Here is a 17,256-nt window from a genome sequence, read left to right as displayed (position 1 = left end):
CCGACTCTTCGGGTCGCGGTGTGCAGGCGGTGGATCGTGACGGCGGAAGCTTGCGCACGGGTCGACTCGCCAAACGATACATGCCGCCTAGACAGCTTTCCGATACCACTCCTTCCTGTGCAGTAGTGCCGCGCAAAAGGCGGCTCGTCGCGGCGTTGATCGCCGTTCCGGGTCTGATGCCCGCGCTTGCGCACGCCCAGTTGACGGGGGAAGCTGCGCAACCGCAAGCGGTCTACCCGCCGTGGGGCATGCAGCTTGCCCCGCAGCTCGAAGAGCATCCGTTGCAAACGGGCCAGCGGCCGGCCACCTTCGTGCTCGGCGACCACGCGAGCGGCACGATCGACCAGGATCTGGCCGCCAAGGGCTCGGCCGAAGTGCGCCACAACACGGCCGTGATCAAGGCCGACGCGCTGCACTACGACCAGGACACGGACATGGCCGATGCGTACGGCAATGTCCACGTGATCAATACCGGCAATACCTTCATCGGACCCGAAGCGCATCTGCGCGTCGATTCGACCGAAGGCTTCATGACCGCGCCGAAGTATCGCTTCACGCTGACGGGCGGCTCGGGCAGCGCGCAGCGCGTCGACCTGCTCGACGCCGAGCGCTCGGTGTTCACGAAGGGCACCTACACGGCGTGCGCGTGCACGGACAATCCGGCCTGGTACATCAAGGGCAGCGAGTTCGATTTCGACACCGGCGCGGACGAAGGCGTCGCCTATAACAGCGTGCTGTTCTTCCAGGGCGTGCCGGTGTTCGCGTCGCCGTGGCTGTCGTTCCCGCTGTCGGGCGATCGGCGCAGCGGCCTGTTGCCGCCCACGTTCTCGCTGAGCTCGACGAACGGCTTCGAGCTGTCGGTGCCGTATTACTTCAACATCGCGCCGAATCGCGATCTGACGGTCACGCCGCGTCTGATCTCGAAGCGCGGTGTGCAGTTGCAGAGCACGTTCCGCTATCTGTCGCCGACGTATTCCGGGTCGATCACCGGTGAATTTCTGCCCGACGATCACCTGACGAAGACCAACCGCTACGCGCTGTACATCCAGCACAACCAGAATTTCGGTAACGGCTTCGGCGGCTACATCTATTACAACAAGGTTTCGGACAACACCTATCCGGAAGACCTGTCGTCGTCGGTCAACCAGTTCATGAACGGCACCCAGCTCCTGTATCAGCAGGAAGCCGGGTTGACCTACAACAACGGACCGTGGTCCGTGCTCGCGCGTGAGCAGCACTGGCAGACGCTGCAGCCGTCGGTCGCGCCGTACGGCCGCGAGCCGCAGTTGAACGTGAAGTACGCGAAGTACAACATCGGCGGCTTCGATTTCGGCGCCGAGGCCGACTACACGAACTTCCGCATCACCACCGCGGATCTGAGCGAAGGCCAGCGGGTGCTGTTCAACCCGTACCTGTCATATTCGGTGGTGGGGCCGGGCTACTTCGTCACTCCGAAGGTGCAGTGGCACTTCGCGTCGTACAACCTGAACAACATCGGCACCGATCTGGCGAACGTGCCGGGGGCGCAGAAGAATTTCACCGAGTCGATCCCGACCTTCACGTTCGACACGGGACTGATCTTCGAGCGCTCGGTGCGCATTTTCGGCGCGGACTATATCCAGACGCTGGAGCCGCGCCTGTACTACGTGTACACGCCGTACCGCAACCAGAACAACGCGCCGCTGTTCGATACCGCCGAATCCGACTTCGGTCTCGCGGAAATCTTCACGCCGAATACGTTCGTCGGTAACGACCGGATCGCCGACGCGAACCGCGTGACCGTCGGTCTCACGACGCGCTTCATCAACCCGTCCACCGGCGACGAACGCGCGCGCTTCGTGATCGCGCAGCAGTATTACTTCCAGGATCAGCGCGTCACGCTGACGCCGACCCAGACCAGTACCCAGGCCACGCACTCGGACCTGATCGCGGGTGCGTCGATCAAGCTGGGCGCCGGTTTCGCTTCGGAAACGGCGTTCCAATATAATGCGGACAATAACCAGCTCACGAAAACGAGTGTCGGTTTCGGGTTCAGTCCGGAGAGCGGCAAGGTCATCAACGTCGCATACCGCTATACGCGCGCCAACACCACGCTCGACAACCAGCCGATCAATCAGGTGCTGATTTCGGGCCAATGGCCGCTGTCGCACCGGATGTACGGGGTCGGCCGGTTCAATTACGACCTGGGTGGCCACCGTGTCGTCGACGGCCTGATCGGCCTCCAATACGACGCGGACTGCTGGACGCTCGGCGCCGGCATCCAGCGCTATGCGAACGGCCTGAACACGTCGGGACAGAATCAGTCGAGCACGCGGTTTCTGGCGCAGTTGACGTTCAAGGGCTTGTCGAGCGTCGATAACGGGCTGATGACCGCGTTCCGCAGCAGCGTGGCCGGCTATACACCGCTGCCGCCGCCGCCGCCGCCGGAGTCGCGGTTCACCAACTACGAATGACGGTCGCCCGGTCATTCACGGCTTGCGAAAAGACGGGCGAAGCGCCCGACATCATTGGAGTATCTGTGGCAATCATGAAACAGCTTCGCTTGGCAATACTCGCGGCGGGTCTCGCCGCCGCGGCGTCCTTCGTTCCAGTTGCGTCGGTACAGGCGCAGGCATTGGGCGGCAATAGCGGCCAGACGGTCGATACCATCGCCGCGGTGGTCAACAACGGTGTCATCACGCAGCGCGAACTCGACGAACGGGCCGGCCTGATCGCGCACCGGCTGAACCAGCAGAACGCCCCGGTGCCGCCGGCGGACCAACTGCGCCAGCAGGTGCTCACGCAGATGGTGCTCGAGCGCATCCAGCTGCAAAAGGCCAAGGAAGACGGCATCACCATCGACGACGCAGCCGTGCAGCGCACGCTCGAGCGTCTCGCGCAGGCGAACAACATGTCGGTCCAAATGTATCGCGCGCGCATCGAGGCGCAAGGCGTGCCCTGGACCACCTTCTCGAACGACGCCCGCACGGAGCTGACGCTGTCGCGTCTGCGCGAGAAGGAAGTGGATAGCAAGATCACGGTGACGGACGCCGAGGTCGCGAACTACATCGCCAGCCAGCGCGGCCCGGGCGTCGGCCAGACGAACGACCTGCACGTGCAGCACATTTTCGTGAAGGCGCCGCTGAACGCGTCGGAGACCGACATCGAGGCGGCGCAGAAGAAGGCCGAAGGGCTGCTCGCGGAAGCGAAGGGCGGCGCGGATTTCGAAAAGCTGGCGAAAGCCAATTCGCAGGCGCCGGACGCGTCGAAAAACGGCGGCGATCTCGGCTTCCTCGCGCCGTCGAAGCTGCCGCCCGAGTTCGTGAAGGCCGCGTCGGCATTGCGTCCGGGTGAGGTCAATCCGGATCTGGTCCGCACCAACGACGGCTTCGAAATCGTGCGCCTCGTCGAGCGCCGCGCCGGCCAGGGCAACAGCTCGGACGCGCCGAAGCTCGTGCAGACGCATGTGCGCCACATTCTGCTGCGCGTCGGCGACGGTCTATCCGAACCGCAGGCACGCCAGAAGCTGCTCGACATCCGCAACCAGATTGCCGCGGGCGGCGACTTCACGAAGTTCGCGCGCACTTACTCGCAGGACGGCTCGGCGTCGCAAGGCGGTGACCTCGGCTGGATCAGCCCGGGCGAGACGGTGCCCGAGTTCGAGCGCGCGATGAACTCGCTGCAGGACAACCAGATCAGCGAGCCGGTGCGCAGCGAATACGGCTACCACCTGATCCAGGTGCTCGGCCGCCGCGATGCGGAAGGCTCGGTTGCGCAGCAGATGGATCTCGCGCGTCAGGCCATTGGCCAGCGCAAGGCGGAACAGGCTTACGCCGACTGGCTGCGCGAGCTGCGCGACACCGCATACGTCGAAGTGAAGCCGACCACGGCGAGCGTGCAGTAACGGAGCGAAGGCCATGACGAGCGCTACCCAGTCCACCCTCCGCCCGCTGCAGATCGCGATCACGACCGGCGAGCCCGCCGGCGTCGGTCCCGAGCTGACCGCGCAGGCGCTGGCGGGCGCGGCGGCGCATTGGCCTCACGCGCAGTTCACCGTGCTCGGCGATGCGCGGCTACTCGCTGAGCGGGCGGGCGCGGTCGGCGTCGATTGGGCCGCGTTGCTCGCTCAGGGTCCGCGCGTGCGGCTCGAGCATCACGCGCTCGGCACACCAGCGCGGGCGGGCAAGCTCGACGCCGCGAACGGCCGCTATGTGCTCGATCTTCTCGATGCGGCGATCGACGGCGCGGTGGCCGGCACGTTCGACGCGATCGTCACCGCGCCGCTGCAAAAAAGCACGATCAACGACGCCGGAGTGCCGTTCACCGGACACACCGAATATCTGGCCGAGCGCACCCATACGCCGCGCGTCGTGATGATGCTCGCGGGCATCGGCAAGCGGCCGCTGCGCGTCGCGCTCGCGACCACGCATCTGCCGTTGAAGGACGTGTCGGCCGCCCTGACGATCGAAAGCCTCGTTGCAACGCTGCGCATCATCGATCACGACCTGCGTCACCACTTCGGCTTGCCCGCGCCGCGCATCCTCGTGACGGGGCTCAATCCGCACGCGGGCGAAAACGGCTATCTGGGCCGCGAGGAAATCGACGTGATCACGCCGGCGTTGCAGCAGGCGAACGGCGAGGGCATCGACGCGCGCGGTCCGTATCCGGCTGACACGCTGTTCCAGCCGCGCTATCTCGACGAAGCCGACTGCGTGCTCGCGATGTTCCACGACCAGGGCCTGCCGGTGCTGAAATTCGCGACGTTCGGCGAAGGGATCAACGTGACGCTCGGCCTGCCGATCATCCGCACGTCGGTCGATCACGGCACCGCGCTCGATCTGGCCGGCACCGGCCGCGCCGACGCGGGCAGCCTGATGGCCGCGATCGACACGGCGGTGTCGATGGCGCAGCATCGTCGCGCGGGCTGACGCGAGGGTGATGTGAGCGGGTGCGGCGCGCGTGACGCGCCGCGCGGCGATGGGTTCCCTCCGGTACGTCTTTCATTCTCAAGCAGTTTTCTTTCTAGCGTTTCTTCGATGTCCACCAGCAGACAGCAAGGCCGGCACCAGGGCCATCTCGCACGCAAGCGTTTCGGTCAGAACTTTCTGGTCGACATGGGCGTGATCGATTCGATCGTCAACGTGATCCGGCCGCAGCGCGGCGAGCGCATGGTCGAAATCGGTCCGGGCCTCGGCGCGCTGACCGAGCCGCTGATCGAGCGGCTCGCAACCCCCGAGTCGCCGCTGCACGCGGTTGAACTCGACCGCGATCTGATCGGCCGTCTGAAGACGAAGTTCGGCGACCTGCTCGAACTGCACGCGGGCGACGCGCTCGAGTTCGACTTCGGCTCGCTCGCGGCACCCGGCGACAAGGCGTCGCTGCGCATCGTCGGCAATCTGCCGTACAACATTTCGAGCCCGCTGCTGTTTCATCTGGCGACGTTCGCGGAGCGCGTGATCGATCAGCACTTCATGCTGCAGAACGAGGTGGTCGAGCGGATGGTCGCGGAGCCGGGCACGAAGGCGTTCGGCCGCCTGTCGGTGATGCTGCAATACCGCTACGTGATCGACAAGCAGCTCGATGTGCCGCCCGAGTCATTCCAGCCGCCCCCGAAGGTCGATTCGGCGATCGTGCGGATGATCCCGTACGAGCGGCACGAACTGGCGGTGGTCGATGAAAACGTGCTCGGCGAGGTGGTGACGGCGGCGTTCTCGCAGCGTCGCAAGATGCTGCGCAACGCGCTTGCCGCACTGCGCGATACCGTCGATTTCGATGCGCTCGGCTTCGATCTGCAACGCCGCGCGGAGGACGTGCCGGTCGCCGAATACGTGAGCGTGGCGCAGGCGGTGGCGGCGCACTCGGCGGCTGCGGCTGCGCCGGAATAAGCGCGGCGCCGCGCTCAAGCCGCTTGCCGCTTCGCCGGCGCATTGACCAGCGCGATGCCGGCCAACACGAGCAGCGCGGCGATCAGAAAGCGCGCGCTGAACGACTCGCGCAGAAGCAGTACGCCGAAGGTCACGCCAAAGAGCGGCGTCAGAAACGAAAACACCGACAGACGCGACGCAATATAACGCGTGAGTAGCCAGAACCACAGCAGATAGCTGACGAACGCGACGATCACTGCCTGATACGCGAGACTCGCGAGCGCGAGCGGCGTCACGTTTTCCACGCGCACCTGGCCGAGTCCGAACGCCAGTGCGAGCAGCACCACCGCCGACACCATGAGCTGATAGAACAGGGTCTTGCTCGCGCTCGTATGCGCGAGCCGCGAACCGCGCACCACGACGGTAGTCGCGGCCCATGCGATGCCGGCGAGCACACCGAGCGCATCGCCGGCGGCGCCCGCGAGCGTCGAGCCGTGAGACGCGCTTGCGCCCGGACCTGCGCCAGGACCGGCGTGTGGACCGGCATGCAGGAAGCCGTCCGCGAACGCGAGCGCCATCCCGGCAAACGCGACGATAATGCCCAGCCACTGAATGCGGCGCATCCGTTCGCCGTCGACAAACCAGTGCAGGCCGAGCGCCGTGAAGCACGGTGCCGTGTAAAGAAACACCGCCATGCGTGACGCGCTCGTCAGCGTCAGGCCGAGAAAGATGCAAATGAATTCGGTTGCGAACAGCATGCCCGCGAGCAGGCCCGCGCCGAGCGTGCCGTCGTCGCGAAAGAGCGGTGTGCCGCGCGAGCGCGCCCACGCCCACACGAGCACCGCCGCGATCGTCGAGCGCAGCCCCGCCTGAAAGACCGGCGGCACCGCCGCATTGGTGGTCTTGATCGCGACCTGCTGAAGTCCCCAGATGGCACAGAGGCCGACCATCAGGAGGATCGCAAAGCTATCCGGGGCGCGGCGCGTGGGCAGGACGGTGGTGGTGCTCATGGACGATGTGGTGGCGATGCGGCGACGTGAAGAGGGCGCGGCGAGCCGGCGGGTCCGGTGCGCGACGCAGGCCATACGATAGCAAGCACCGGCGGTCAAAGTCGATCGCAGCGCGACTCCTGCGCGCCACCGGGCATCAGTCGACGCGTCCCTTCTTCTGGATCAGCTCGATCTTGTAGCCGTCCGGATCGGCGACGAACGCGATGACCGTCGTGCCGTGTTTCATGGGTCCCGCCTCGCGAGTCACCACACCCCCGCGTTTCTTCACTTCATCGCACGCCGCATACGCGTCGTCGACCTCGAGCGCGATGTGGCCGTAGCCGGTTCCGAGGTCGTACTTGCTCGTGTCCCAGTTGTGAGTGAGTTCGATCGCCGCGCCTTCCGATTCGTCCTCGTAGCCGACGAATGCGAGGGTGAACTTGCCGTCCGGATAGTCGCTCTTTCGAAGCAGGCGCATGCCGAGAACTTCCGTGTAGAAACGGATCGACGCGTCCAGATCACCGACTCGAAGCATGGTATGCAAGATTCGCATGAATAGTCCTTTAGTGGTTGGTCGATAAATGCATTGACTTGCGGCAATTGTAAATGATTGCCTCAAACCTCGGCGCGAAGCGGCGCGGCGCGGCCGTCCCGCGGATTCCGGCACCACGCTCCGCATCCCTGCTTCGGTCCGACATATTCGGACAAAAAAGAGGCGGCAATAGGGGTTGTGTCCAGTTGCCCGATTGATATTCGTGCCCAAAACTCATCTTCAATCCGATTTGTCAGATCGTGGTCTGATATATCGGACAACCCAGCGTGACCCGGCGAGTTTCGAGCGTGCCGAAAGGCGCTGAAGCCGATTCGTCCGCTCCGGAATACTCCTCTGCGCTTAGGACCCTGCACATGAAACTTGCCCAACGAGGCGCCAAAGCCGCCTTTCCGTTCGCAATCGCTGGCTTGCTGGCAATCACTGGCTGCACCAAGGTCTCCACGCCGGAGCAGAGCGCAGCGGCATCGCCGTCGACGCTTCAGGCCGTGTTGCAGCGGGGCACGCTGCGCGTCGGCGACTGTCTGACGTTCGCGCCATTCGGGTTCTATAACAAGGACGGCCAACCGGACGGCTATGACGTGGACCTCGCGAAGGAACTCGCGAAGCAGATGGGGGTGAAGCTCGAGGTCGTGAATACGACGAGCGCGAACCGGATTCCGAACCTGCAGACCAGCAAAGTGGACGTCGTGTTCTGCAATTTCACGCGGAATCTGGAGCGCGCGAAGGTGATCGAATTCACGGCCCCCTACGTGGTGGCCAGCGAAGCGCTGCTGGTCAGAAAAAATAGCGGCGTTCAGTCGGTCAAGGACATGGGCGGTCGCACGATTGCGACGGTCAAGGGCTCGACCAACGGCGACGAAGTTCGCTCGCTGAATATCCCGATCAAGATCCAGGAGTACGACAGCTCGCAGGCCGCGATTCTCGCCGTCAAGCAGGGGCAGGCCGACGCGATGATCGAGGACAACAACTTCCTTGCGTATCAGGCCAAGCTCGACCCTGAGCTCGCGGTGACGAACGAAGCGCTGGTGCCGCTCGAATACAACGCGTTCGGGGTCAAGGCCGGTGATCAGGAATGGCTCAATTACCTGAATCTGTTCCTCTTCAACATCAATGCATCGAAGCTGAACGCGCAGCTCTACAACAAGTGGTTCGGCACCGATCCGCGCTACCCGCTCAATCCGCAATTTTAACGAGCGGCAGATGCCGATATCTGACGAAGCCCGAACGGTGGAGAGTACGCGATGAGTTACGAGTGGCTGACTTTGTGGGGCTACGTACCCGAGTTCCTGAGCGCGAGCTGGCTGACCTTGCAGGTGACCGTGCTGGCATTCGTCCTGGCGGTACTGCTTGGTTTGCTGACCGCGCTCGCCAGTGCTTCTCCGCTCGCGCTGATTCGGTGGATTGCTCGTGGCTACGTTGAGATCATCCGCAATACGCCTGTGCTCCTGCAGATCTTCATCGTTTTCTTCGGCTTGCCATCGGCGGGTATTTCGCTCGACGCATACTGGGCGGGCGTCATTGCACTCGGCGTGAACGTTGGTGCCTACCTGTCGGAAGTGTTCCGCGCCGGCATACAGTCGGTGCCGCGCGGCCAACTCGAGGCCGCCGGCATTCTCGGACTGGAGCCCGCGCAGATCTTCGCCGAGGTCGTGCTGCCGCAGGCCACCCGCGCGGTCTATCCGGCCATCGTCAACTACCTGATCCAGTTGCTGCTCGGTACCTCGCTGCTGTCCGCCATTGCGTTGCCGGAGTTGACCGGCACGGCGACCGTGATCAACTCGCGCACGCTTCTCTACCTTCAGACGTTCAGCGTGACGCTCGTCGCGTATCTCGTGCTCAGTAACGTACTGTCCTGGCTTGCGGGCCAGCTCGGAGCGCGGATCTTTCATCCTCCCCTCGCGATGCCGGCGCGCACCGGTTTCGGCGGAGGTTTCATGCGCCGGACGAAGCGGGCCTGATTACCGGATTGGAGTTGGATCATGTCAGTCGAATTGCTGAAAACCAGTTTCTCCATCCTGCTGCAAGGTCTGTTGATGACGCTGCTGCTCTCAGTTACGGCCATCGTGGGCAGCACGCTGATCGGCCTTTTCGCCGCGGTATTGCGCTCGTTCGGACCGTGGGGCACGTCCCGCATCGCCCGACTCTATACCGAGCTGTTTCGTGGCACGCCGGTACTCATCACGCTGATGTTCATCTATTTCGGCGTGTCGTACTTCGGTTATGCGATCGACGTGTTCGCAGCTGGCGCGATCGGCTTGAGCGTGTACCAGGGCGCGTACATCGCCGAAGTCTTCCGCTCAGGGATCGAGTCGGTACCCAAGGGCCAATGGGAGGTATCGCAAATCCTTGGCTTGACGCGGGCTCAGGCGTTCTCGTTCGTCGTGCTGCCGCAGACCGGCAAGATCGTGCTGCCGCCGCTCGTCGGTCAGTATCTGTCGCTGATCAAGGACACGTCGATCGTCAGCATGATCGGCATGTCCGAGTTGATGCACGGTGGCCAGGCCATCGTCGACCGGATCGGAAAGCCCGTCGAAATCTACGGACTCGTCGCGCTCGTTTACTTCGCCGTGTGCTTCCCGCTCTCGCAATGGGTACGCCACCATGACCGCAGGAGATTGTCGTGAGTAACCAAAGCCAACCCAGACCCATCATTTCACTGACGGGCGTCAGTAAAGCATTCGGTTCGACCCGCGTGTTGAACGAAATCAACCTCGAGGTGCGCTCGGGTGAAGTGCTGGTGCTGATCGGCGCGTCCGGCTCGGGCAAGAGCACCGTGCTGCGCATCATGGCGGGACTGGAGACGACCGACTCCGGTGAGGTCTGGGTCAACGAGGTGCCGTTGCATGATCCGCGTCGGGCACGGGAGATTCGTGGCCACGTCGGCATGGTCTTCCAGCAGTTCAATCTGTTTCCTCACAAGACCGCGCTCGGCAACGTCACGCTCGCGCTGATCAAGGCGCGCCGCATGCGTCCGGCCGACGCGCGCAAGCGCGCGATGGACGCGCTCGAGCGTGTCGGGCTCGCGGACCGCGCGGAACATTATCCGAGCCAGCTGTCGGGCGGTCAGCAGCAGCGCGTGGCAATTGCGCGAGCGCTCGCGGTCGAGCCCGGCATCATGTTCTTCGACGAGGCGACGTCCGCGCTGGACCCGGAACTGGTCGGCGAGGTCACCGAGGTGATGCGCGGACTCGCGCGCGACGGCATGACGATGGTCGTCGTCACGCATGAAATGGGCTTTGCCCGCAAGACCGCCGACCGTGTGGTGTTCATGGACAAGGGCGTCATCGCCGAGCAGGGCGACCCGGAGCAGATCTTCGTCAATCCCGCGAACGAACGCACCCGGCAGTTTCTGCATAGAGTTCTCGACCATTGACCAGCGCGGTGTGAAAGTCGCTTTCGCGGGTCTGCCGCGCGATAGACTCACGTCGCTTGAAAGACAACCGGTCGAATGAACGCGTTACGGAGTGAATGCATGGCTGTTACAGAATCGTCACGGGCGAGAGGCGTGGACCGCGTCATCGCGATGTTCAGGCAATTGCATATCGCCCAACGCCCACTGACGATGCGCGAGTTGATTGAGGCGACCGGTGCACCGCGTTCGAGCATCTACGAGCTCGTTGCGATTCTCGCGGAGGTGGGCTGGCTCGAAACGGCCGCGGATGGGAGCGTGTTCTTCGGGCGTGAGATGCACTACTACGGGTCCGACTATGCAACGCACAACGATCTGATTAGCCGCGCGCATCAATCCATTCTGGCATTGGTGAGGAAGTACGACGAGACCGCGCAGCTGTGCATGCTGGAAGGCAACAAGTACACGGTCGTGTTGTCCGAGAACAGTGCGCGGCCATTCAACATCAGTTCGGACATCGGCGTCAGAGTGCCGATTCCATGGACCGCCACCGGACGTCTGCTGCTAGGTCACCTGAACGCCGACGAGATTCGCGCACTGATTCCGGCCGAAGATTTCATCCTCGACAACGGGGTGAATATCGAATTCGACGAATTCCTGAAGGACGTGCAGGCCGCCAAAGAACAGGGCTATTGCTGCACCGAAGGACTCTCGAATGCGTTCAGGCTTTGCATGGCGGCGCCGATTCGCGATCGCGCGAGCCTGCCGATTGCGGCGCTGTGTTTCATGACCGGCCGCGACACGAGCCCGGACAGACGCGGTGCGATGCTCGACGATCTTTTGCAGTCCGCGAAGGCGCTCTCGCAGCGATAGCGGGTTGCGTTCATGTGCGGGTGAGCGGGCGGGCGGTTTGCTGCCCGGCCTCAAAGCGTCGGCAACAACTCCGGCGGATGCGACTTCAGTGTCTGCCGCGCCTCGCGGAATTCCGGAAAAATCGATTCGACCGTCTGCCAGAAGCGCGGACTGTGATTCATCTCGCGCAGATGCGCCAACTCGTGCGCGACAACGTAATCGATGATCGGCAGCGGGAAGTGAATCAGCCGCCAGTTCAGGCGGATCTTGCCGTCGCTCGAACAACTGCCCCAGCGAGTCGCCGCCGAAGACAACGCATACGCGCGATAGTCGACGCCGAGCTTCTGCGCGTAAAACGCCAGACGCTCGCCAAACAGCCGCTTCGCTTCGCCTTGCAGCCAGCCCTGCACACGATCCTTGATCTGCTGCTGATCGGCTTGCAACGGTAGCGGCAATTGCAGCGACCCGTGTTCGGCGCTGAACGCGAGCATGCCTTGCGGCGCGCCGAGCGTCACGCGCACCGGCTGACCGAGGTAGGGCACTTCGGCGCCGTTTTTCCAGTCGATCTTCGGCAGCGCGCGCCGCTCGACGCGCGTTTGCCATTCGATCAGCTTCGTAAAAATCCAGCGCTGTTTTTCGGTGATCGCGGTTTCGATATCGGCGAGCGTGACCCAGCGCGGCGCGGTGATCGTGAGGCCGCTGCTGTCGATCGCAAAGCCGATCGAGCGGCGCGCGGAACGCTTGAGCGCGTAATGCAGCGTGCGTGAGCCGATGGAGAGACTGCGCAGCTTGCTGCCGTCTGGCGCAAGCGGCGCGGCGGGCGGCAGGGCCGGCGCTGAGCCTAATGAACCCGGTGCGGAAGGTGAAGGAGACGACGACGTCGACCCCGGCTCGGCGAAGAGCGGGAGATCGAGCTGCCGGTTTTCGAGCGCCGCGGCGGGCTGCGGCGTGGGAGACTTCTGCATCGGCTTCGCTTCGCGCAATACGCCTTCGGGCTTCGAGGGCGGCGCGTCAGATGGGAGCGGCGGCGGAACCATTGGCCGCCGCGCTATAGGCAGTCGGATCGATGCGGCGCATCTCGGCTTCGATCCACTGCTCGACGCGCGTGTTCACTTCGTCGGGCGTGAGCCCCGTCGTGTCGATCGGCTTGCCAATCGACACCGTGACTATACCCGGATATTTAAGAAACGAGTTGCGCGGCCACACGCGGCCCGCGTTGTGCGCGATCGGCACGACGGGCGCACCGGTCGCGATCGCGAAGCGCGCGCCGCCGGTCTTGTACTTGCCCTGCTTGCCGGTCGGCGTGCGCGTGCCTTCCGGAAACATGATGACCCATGCGCCTTCGGCCATGCGGGCCTTGCCCTGGTTCGTGACCGATACGAACGCGTATTTGCCTTCCTTGCGGTTGATGTGAACCATCTTCAGCATGCCGAGCGCCCAGCCGAAGAACGGCACATACAAAAGCTCGCGCTTGAACACGTAGCACAGCGGGCGCGGCATGATTGCCGGAAACGCGAGCGTTTCCCACGCCGACTGATGCTTCGACAGCAGCACGGCGGGCCCGTTGGGCAGGTTCTCGAAACCTTCGATACGGTAGCGGATGCCATTGAGGTAGCGCACCGCCCACAGCGTGAGGCGACACCAGCCGGCCGCCATCCAGTAGCGGTTTTCCGCGCGCAGGAACGGGAAGGCGATGAAGCACGCGGTCGCGTATGGCACCGTGACCACAACGAAATAGATCAGCAGCAGCAGGGAGCGGATAAAGCGCATCGGCGTGGTCGGAGAGGGTTGGGAGCGCGGTGCGCGCGTTTATTCCTGAGCGTCGGCGAGAAAGTCGAGCGCGAACGCGCGCAGGTCGTCGTGAACGATCGTGCCTTCGGGCAGGCCGCCCGCGGCGAGGGTCTTGCGACCCTTGCCGGTCAGCACCAGATGCACCGGATGACCGAGCGCCGCGCCCGCCTGCAGATCGCGCAGAGAATCGCCGACCGTCGGCGTATGCGCCGGATCGACCTCGAACCGCTCGGTGATCATCTTCAGCATGCCGGGCTTCGGCTTGCGGCATTCGCAGTGATCTTCCGCCGTGTGCGGGCAGAAGAACACCGCTTCGATGCGCGCGCCGACCGCTGCCGCCATCCGGTGCATCTTCAGATGCATCGCGTTCAGCGCGTCCATGTCGAACAGACCGCGGCCGATGCCCGACTGGTTCGTCGCGATCGCGACGCGATAGCCCGCCTGGTTCAGTCGCGCGATCGCTTCCAGCGCGCCGGGCAGCGGGACCCATTCGTCCGGCGACTTGATGAACGCGTCGGAGTCGACGTTGATCACGCCGTCGCGGTCGAGGATCACCACTTTCTTAATCGGCATGGCGCGGTGCTCAGGCGGCGAGTCGGGAAATATCGGCGACGCAGTTCATCTGCTGATGCAGCGCGCCGAGCAGAGCCAGGCGGTTCGCGCGCAACGCCGGATCTTCGGCGTTGACCATCACGTCATCGAAGAACGTGTCGACCGGCTCGCGCAGCGCGGCCAGTGCGGTCAGCGCGCCGGTGTAGTCGCGCACGGCCAGTTGCGATTGCACGCGCGGCGTCACCTGTTCGAGCTGCGCGTTGAGCGCCTTCTCCGCTGCTTCGGTGAACAATCCAGGCTGCACGGCGCCGTTCGTCACGCCTTCCGACTTCTTCAGGATGTTCGAGATACGCTTGTTGGCCGCCGCCAGCGATGCCGCTTCAGCGAGCAATGCGAATTCGCGCACCGCGTCGAGGCGCGCGACGAGGTCGTCGAGCCGGGTCGGGTTCAGCGCGAGCACCGCGTCGATTTCGCCCGCCGCATAGCCGCGTTCGCGCAGCAGGCCGCGCAGGCGGTCCATGCTGAACTCGTAGATCGCGTCGGTCGAATCGGCGACGTTCGGCACGCTGGCGAATTGCGCATAAGCGGCGCGCAGCAGCTCGACGTAGTCGACGTTCAATTGCTTCTCGACCAGAATGCGCAGCACGCCGAGCGCATGACGGCGCAGCGCGAACGGGTCTTTCTCGCCGGTGGGTTGCAGGCCGATGCCCCAGATGCCGACCAGCGTTTCGAGCTTGTCCGCGAGCGCGACGACGGTGCCGGTCGCGGTGGTGGGCAAAGCGTCGCCGGAGAAGCGCGGCTGGTAGTGTTCCGAGCACGCCAGCGCGACTTCTTCCGGCTCGCCGTCGTGGCGTGCGTAGTACGTGCCCATCGTGCCTTGCAGCTCGGGGAATTCGCCGACCATGTCGGTGATCAGGTCGGCCTTCGCGAGGCGCGCGGCGCGCTTCGCGAGCGCGACGTCGGCGCCGATCAGTGTCGCAATCGCGCCGGCCAGTCCTTCGAGCCGCTCCACACGTTGCAGCGCCGAGCCGAGCTTGTTGTGATAGACCACGTTCGCGAGCAGCGGCACGCGATCCGCGAGCGGCTTCTTCTTGTCCTGCGTGAAGAAGAACTTCGCGTCGGCGAGACGCGGACGCACCACGCGCTCATTGCCTTCGACGATCTCGACCGGCGTCGCGGTCTCGATGTTCGACACGATCAGGAAGCGCGAGCGCAACTTGCCGTTCGCGTCGGTCAGCGCGAAGTACTTCTGGTTCGTTTGCATCGTCAGGATCAGGCATTCCTGCGGCACCTGCAGGAATTCGTCCTCGAAGCGGCACTCATAGACGACCGGCCATTCGACCAGCGACGTCACTTCGTCGAGCAGCGCTTCGGGCATCACGACCTTGTCTTCACCGGCTTGCGCGAGGAGTTGCGAGCGGATCGCTTCCTTGCGCTTCGCGAAGCTCGCGATCACGCGGCCCCTGTGTTCGAGCGTTTCGGCATACGACCGCGCGTGCTGGATCTGCACGAAGCCTTCGGACAGGAAGCGGTGGCCGAGCGTGGTGTCGTCGGCGTCGATGCCGAGCGCGCTGACCGGCACGATTTCCTCGCCGTGCAGCGCGGTCAGACGATGCGCCGGACGCACGAACTGCACGCTCGAACCGTCCGGACGCTGATAGGTCATCGGCTTTGCAATCGGCAGCTTCGCGAGCGTCTCGTCGAGCGCGCCTTGCAGGCCATCGGCGAGCGTCGCGCCCGGCGCCGCGTAGCGCAGGAAGAACGCTTCGGCCTTGCCGTCCGGCGCGCGTTCGAGGTCGCCCACCGTGAAGTCGGCGAAGCCGAGCGCGGCGAGCTTTTTCGCGAGCGGCGCGGTGGGCTGGCCGTCTTTGTCGAGCGCGACGGAAACGGGCAGCACTTTTTCGCGCACGTGTTTTTCCGGCGCGACCGCGCGCACGTTGTGAATCGTCACCGCGAGGCGACGCGGCGTCGCAAAGCGTTCGAACGACGGCTGCTCGCCTTCGATCAGGTCGCGCGCCGCGAGGCGCTGCGCAATGCCTTCGGCGAAGGCGTCGCCGAGACGCGCGAGCGCCTTCGGCGGCAGTTCTTCGGTCAGCAGCTCGACGAGCAGGGTAGCGTGTTGAGATTGAGTCATTGGTTGAAGTTCTCGTCAGTCCTGGTCGATCTTGCGTTCGACTTTCAGCGGCGGCGCCCACGCGGGCATCGCGGCGTCCTGCGCGTCGGTGGTGAGGCCGGGCACACCGTGCACCGGATTGCCGAGCATCGGAAAGCCGAGCTTTTCGCGCGAGTCGTAATAGGCCTGTGCGACCACACGCGACAGCGCGCGAATCCGGCCGATGTACGCCGCGCGTTCCGTGACCGAAATCGCGCCGCGCGCGTCGAGCAGGTTGAACGTGTGGCCGGCCTTGAGTACGAGTTCATAGGCGGGCAGCGCGAGCTGCGCATCGATCATGCGCTTCGCTTCCGCTTCGTAGCTGTTGAAGAACGTGAACAGCAGATCGACGTTCGCGTGCTCGAAGTTATACGTGGACTGCTCGACCTCGTTCTGGTGATACACGTCGCCGTAGGTCAGGCGGCGGAGTTCGGGGCCGTTCGGGCCTTGTTCTTCCCACTCGGTCCAGACGAGGTCGTAGACGTTCTCGACCTTCTGCAGATACATCGCGAGGCGTTCGAGACCGTAGGTGATTTCGCCGAGCACCGGCTTGCAGTCGAGACCGCCGACCTGCTGGAAATACGTGAACTGCGTCACTTCCATGCCGTTCAGCCACACTTCCCAGCCGAGACCCCATGCGCCGAGCGTCGGGTTTTCCCAGTCGTCCTCGACGAAACGCACGTCGTTCTGCTTCAGGTCGAAGCCGAGCGCTTCGAGCGAGCCGAGGTACAGGTCGAGAATGTCTTCCGGCGCGGGCTTCAGCACCACCTGGTACTGGTAGTAGTGCTGCAGACGGTTCGGGTTCTCGCCGTAGCGGCCGTCCTTCGGGCGGCGCGACGGCTGCACGTAGGCGGCGCGCCACGGCTCGGGGCCGATCGCGCGCAGGAACGTGTGGACGTGGGACGTGCCCGCGCCGACTTCCATGTCGATCGGCTGGAGCAACGCGCAGCCCTGCTTGTCCCAGTAGGACTGCAAGGTCAGGATGATTTGCTGAAACGTGAGCATGAAGTGCCTTTCGGGCATGGGGCCGTGCCGCGTGCGCGTAAGCGCGCGAGGGGGCCGTGGAGCGAAGTGCTAAGCCCGAGATTTTAACGGAAAGGAAGGGGGGCGGCCCGTTTTGCGGGTCGGACGGGCCGCGATGCGGCTTTTGGGCGACAGGCGGCGCGGCAAGCCGC

At 64.3% G+C, this 17,256-nt stretch carries 16 protein-coding genes; 9 read left to right on the top strand and 7 right to left on the bottom strand.

The features are described 5' to 3' along the window. Nucleotides 1-80 precede the first annotated feature (80 nt). The 4 genes from F6X42_RS09295 to rsmA all read left to right on the top strand — a co-directional run bounded on the left by F6X42_RS09295 (nucleotide 81) and on the right by rsmA (nucleotide 5,864). A complete protein-coding gene (locus F6X42_RS09295) occupies nucleotides 81-2,453 on the top strand; it encodes an LPS-assembly protein LptD (RefSeq protein WP_187633925.1) in 2,373 nt (790 codons plus the stop codon). 65 nt (nucleotides 2,454-2,518) lie between these two features. Beyond that, nucleotides 2,519-3,883, top strand: coding sequence for a peptidylprolyl isomerase (locus F6X42_RS09290; protein ID WP_187633924.1), 1,365 nt, complete (start codon nucleotides 2,519-2,521; stop codon nucleotides 3,881-3,883). A 13-nt stretch (nucleotides 3,884-3,896) separates the two neighbouring features. Beyond that, a complete protein-coding gene (gene pdxA / locus F6X42_RS09285; RefSeq protein ID WP_187633923.1) occupies nucleotides 3,897-4,907 on the top strand; it encodes a 4-hydroxythreonine-4-phosphate dehydrogenase PdxA in 1,011 nt (336 codons plus the stop codon). Between the two features lie 108 nt (nucleotides 4,908-5,015). Further along, nucleotides 5,016-5,864 carry a 16S rRNA (adenine(1518)-N(6)/adenine(1519)-N(6))-dimethyltransferase RsmA gene (gene rsmA, locus F6X42_RS09280; RefSeq protein WP_187633922.1) on the top strand — a complete coding sequence of 283 codons (849 nt, stop codon included), beginning with the start codon at nucleotides 5,016-5,018 and terminating at the stop codon, nucleotides 5,862-5,864. Between the two features lie 14 nt (nucleotides 5,865-5,878). On the opposite strand, the gene F6X42_RS09275 is transcribed toward rsmA, so the two are convergent. Both F6X42_RS09275 and gloA read right to left on the bottom strand, forming a co-directional pair. Then, nucleotides 5,879-6,853: a DMT family transporter gene (locus tag F6X42_RS09275; protein WP_187633921.1), complete on the bottom strand. Its 975-nt coding sequence runs from the start codon at nucleotides 6,851-6,853 to the stop codon at nucleotides 5,879-5,881. Nucleotides 6,854-6,989: 136 nt separating this feature from the next. Beyond that, entirely contained in the window at nucleotides 6,990-7,385 is a 396-nt protein-coding gene (gene gloA / locus F6X42_RS09270) for a lactoylglutathione lyase (RefSeq protein WP_187633920.1), read from the bottom strand. 353 nt (nucleotides 7,386-7,738) lie between these two features. On the opposite strand from gloA, the gene F6X42_RS09265 reads away from it, so the two are divergent. The 5 genes from F6X42_RS09265 to F6X42_RS09245 all read left to right on the top strand — a co-directional run bounded on the left by F6X42_RS09265 (nucleotide 7,739) and on the right by F6X42_RS09245 (nucleotide 11,607). Next, nucleotides 7,739-8,575 carry an ABC transporter substrate-binding protein gene (locus tag F6X42_RS09265; protein WP_187633919.1) on the top strand — a complete coding sequence of 279 codons (837 nt, stop codon included), beginning with the start codon at nucleotides 7,739-7,741 and terminating at the stop codon, nucleotides 8,573-8,575. A 51-nt stretch (nucleotides 8,576-8,626) separates the two neighbouring features. After that, nucleotides 8,627-9,343, top strand: a complete 717-nt coding sequence (locus F6X42_RS09260; RefSeq protein WP_187633918.1) for an amino acid ABC transporter permease — start codon at nucleotides 8,627-8,629, stop codon at nucleotides 9,341-9,343. A gap of 21 nt (nucleotides 9,344-9,364) precedes the next feature. Continuing rightward, on the top strand, nucleotides 9,365-10,009 hold the full coding sequence (locus tag F6X42_RS09255; RefSeq protein WP_187633917.1) for an amino acid ABC transporter permease: 645 nt from the start codon (nucleotides 9,365-9,367) through the stop codon (nucleotides 10,007-10,009). Beyond that, a complete protein-coding gene (locus tag F6X42_RS09250; RefSeq protein ID WP_312892583.1) occupies nucleotides 10,006-10,758 on the top strand; it encodes an amino acid ABC transporter ATP-binding protein in 753 nt (250 codons plus the stop codon). Before F6X42_RS09255 ends, F6X42_RS09250 begins: the two co-directional genes overlap by 4 nt. Nucleotides 10,759-10,857: 99 nt before the next feature. Then, nucleotides 10,858-11,607: an IclR family transcriptional regulator gene (locus F6X42_RS09245; RefSeq protein WP_187633916.1), complete on the top strand. Its 750-nt coding sequence runs from the start codon at nucleotides 10,858-10,860 to the stop codon at nucleotides 11,605-11,607. A 50-nt stretch (nucleotides 11,608-11,657) separates the two neighbouring features. Here F6X42_RS09245 and F6X42_RS09240 read toward each other — a convergent pair whose 3' ends face one another. The 5 genes from F6X42_RS09240 to glyQ are packed head-to-tail and all read right to left on the bottom strand — an operon-like array spanning nucleotide 11,658 to nucleotide 17,086. Beyond that, on the bottom strand, nucleotides 11,658-12,551 hold the full coding sequence (locus F6X42_RS09240) for a M48 family metallopeptidase (RefSeq protein WP_187633915.1): 894 nt from the start codon (nucleotides 12,549-12,551) through the stop codon (nucleotides 11,658-11,660). 46 nt (nucleotides 12,552-12,597) lie between these two features. Beyond that, nucleotides 12,598-13,356, bottom strand: coding sequence for a lysophospholipid acyltransferase family protein (locus F6X42_RS09235; protein WP_187633914.1), 759 nt, complete (start codon nucleotides 13,354-13,356; stop codon nucleotides 12,598-12,600). A gap of 39 nt (nucleotides 13,357-13,395) precedes the next feature. Next, complete coding sequence (gene gmhB, locus F6X42_RS09230) at nucleotides 13,396-13,950, bottom strand: D-glycero-beta-D-manno-heptose 1,7-bisphosphate 7-phosphatase (RefSeq protein ID WP_187633913.1); 555 nt, start codon at nucleotides 13,948-13,950, stop codon at nucleotides 13,396-13,398. A gap of 10 nt (nucleotides 13,951-13,960) precedes the next feature. After that, complete coding sequence (gene glyS, locus F6X42_RS09225; RefSeq protein ID WP_187633912.1) at nucleotides 13,961-16,063, bottom strand: glycine--tRNA ligase subunit beta; 2,103 nt, start codon at nucleotides 16,061-16,063, stop codon at nucleotides 13,961-13,963. A gap of 15 nt (nucleotides 16,064-16,078) precedes the next feature. Continuing rightward, nucleotides 16,079-17,086, bottom strand: coding sequence for a glycine--tRNA ligase subunit alpha (glyQ, locus tag F6X42_RS09220; protein WP_187633911.1), 1,008 nt, complete (start codon nucleotides 17,084-17,086; stop codon nucleotides 16,079-16,081). Nucleotides 17,087-17,256: the final 170 nt, after the last annotated feature.

The organism is Paraburkholderia podalyriae, from assembly GCF_014397785.1.
GTDB lineage: Bacteria > Pseudomonadota > Gammaproteobacteria > Burkholderiales > Burkholderiaceae > Paraburkholderia > Paraburkholderia podalyriae.
The sequence above is the reverse complement of the archived record's forward strand: the minus strand, read 5'-3'. Positions and strand labels throughout refer to the sequence as shown.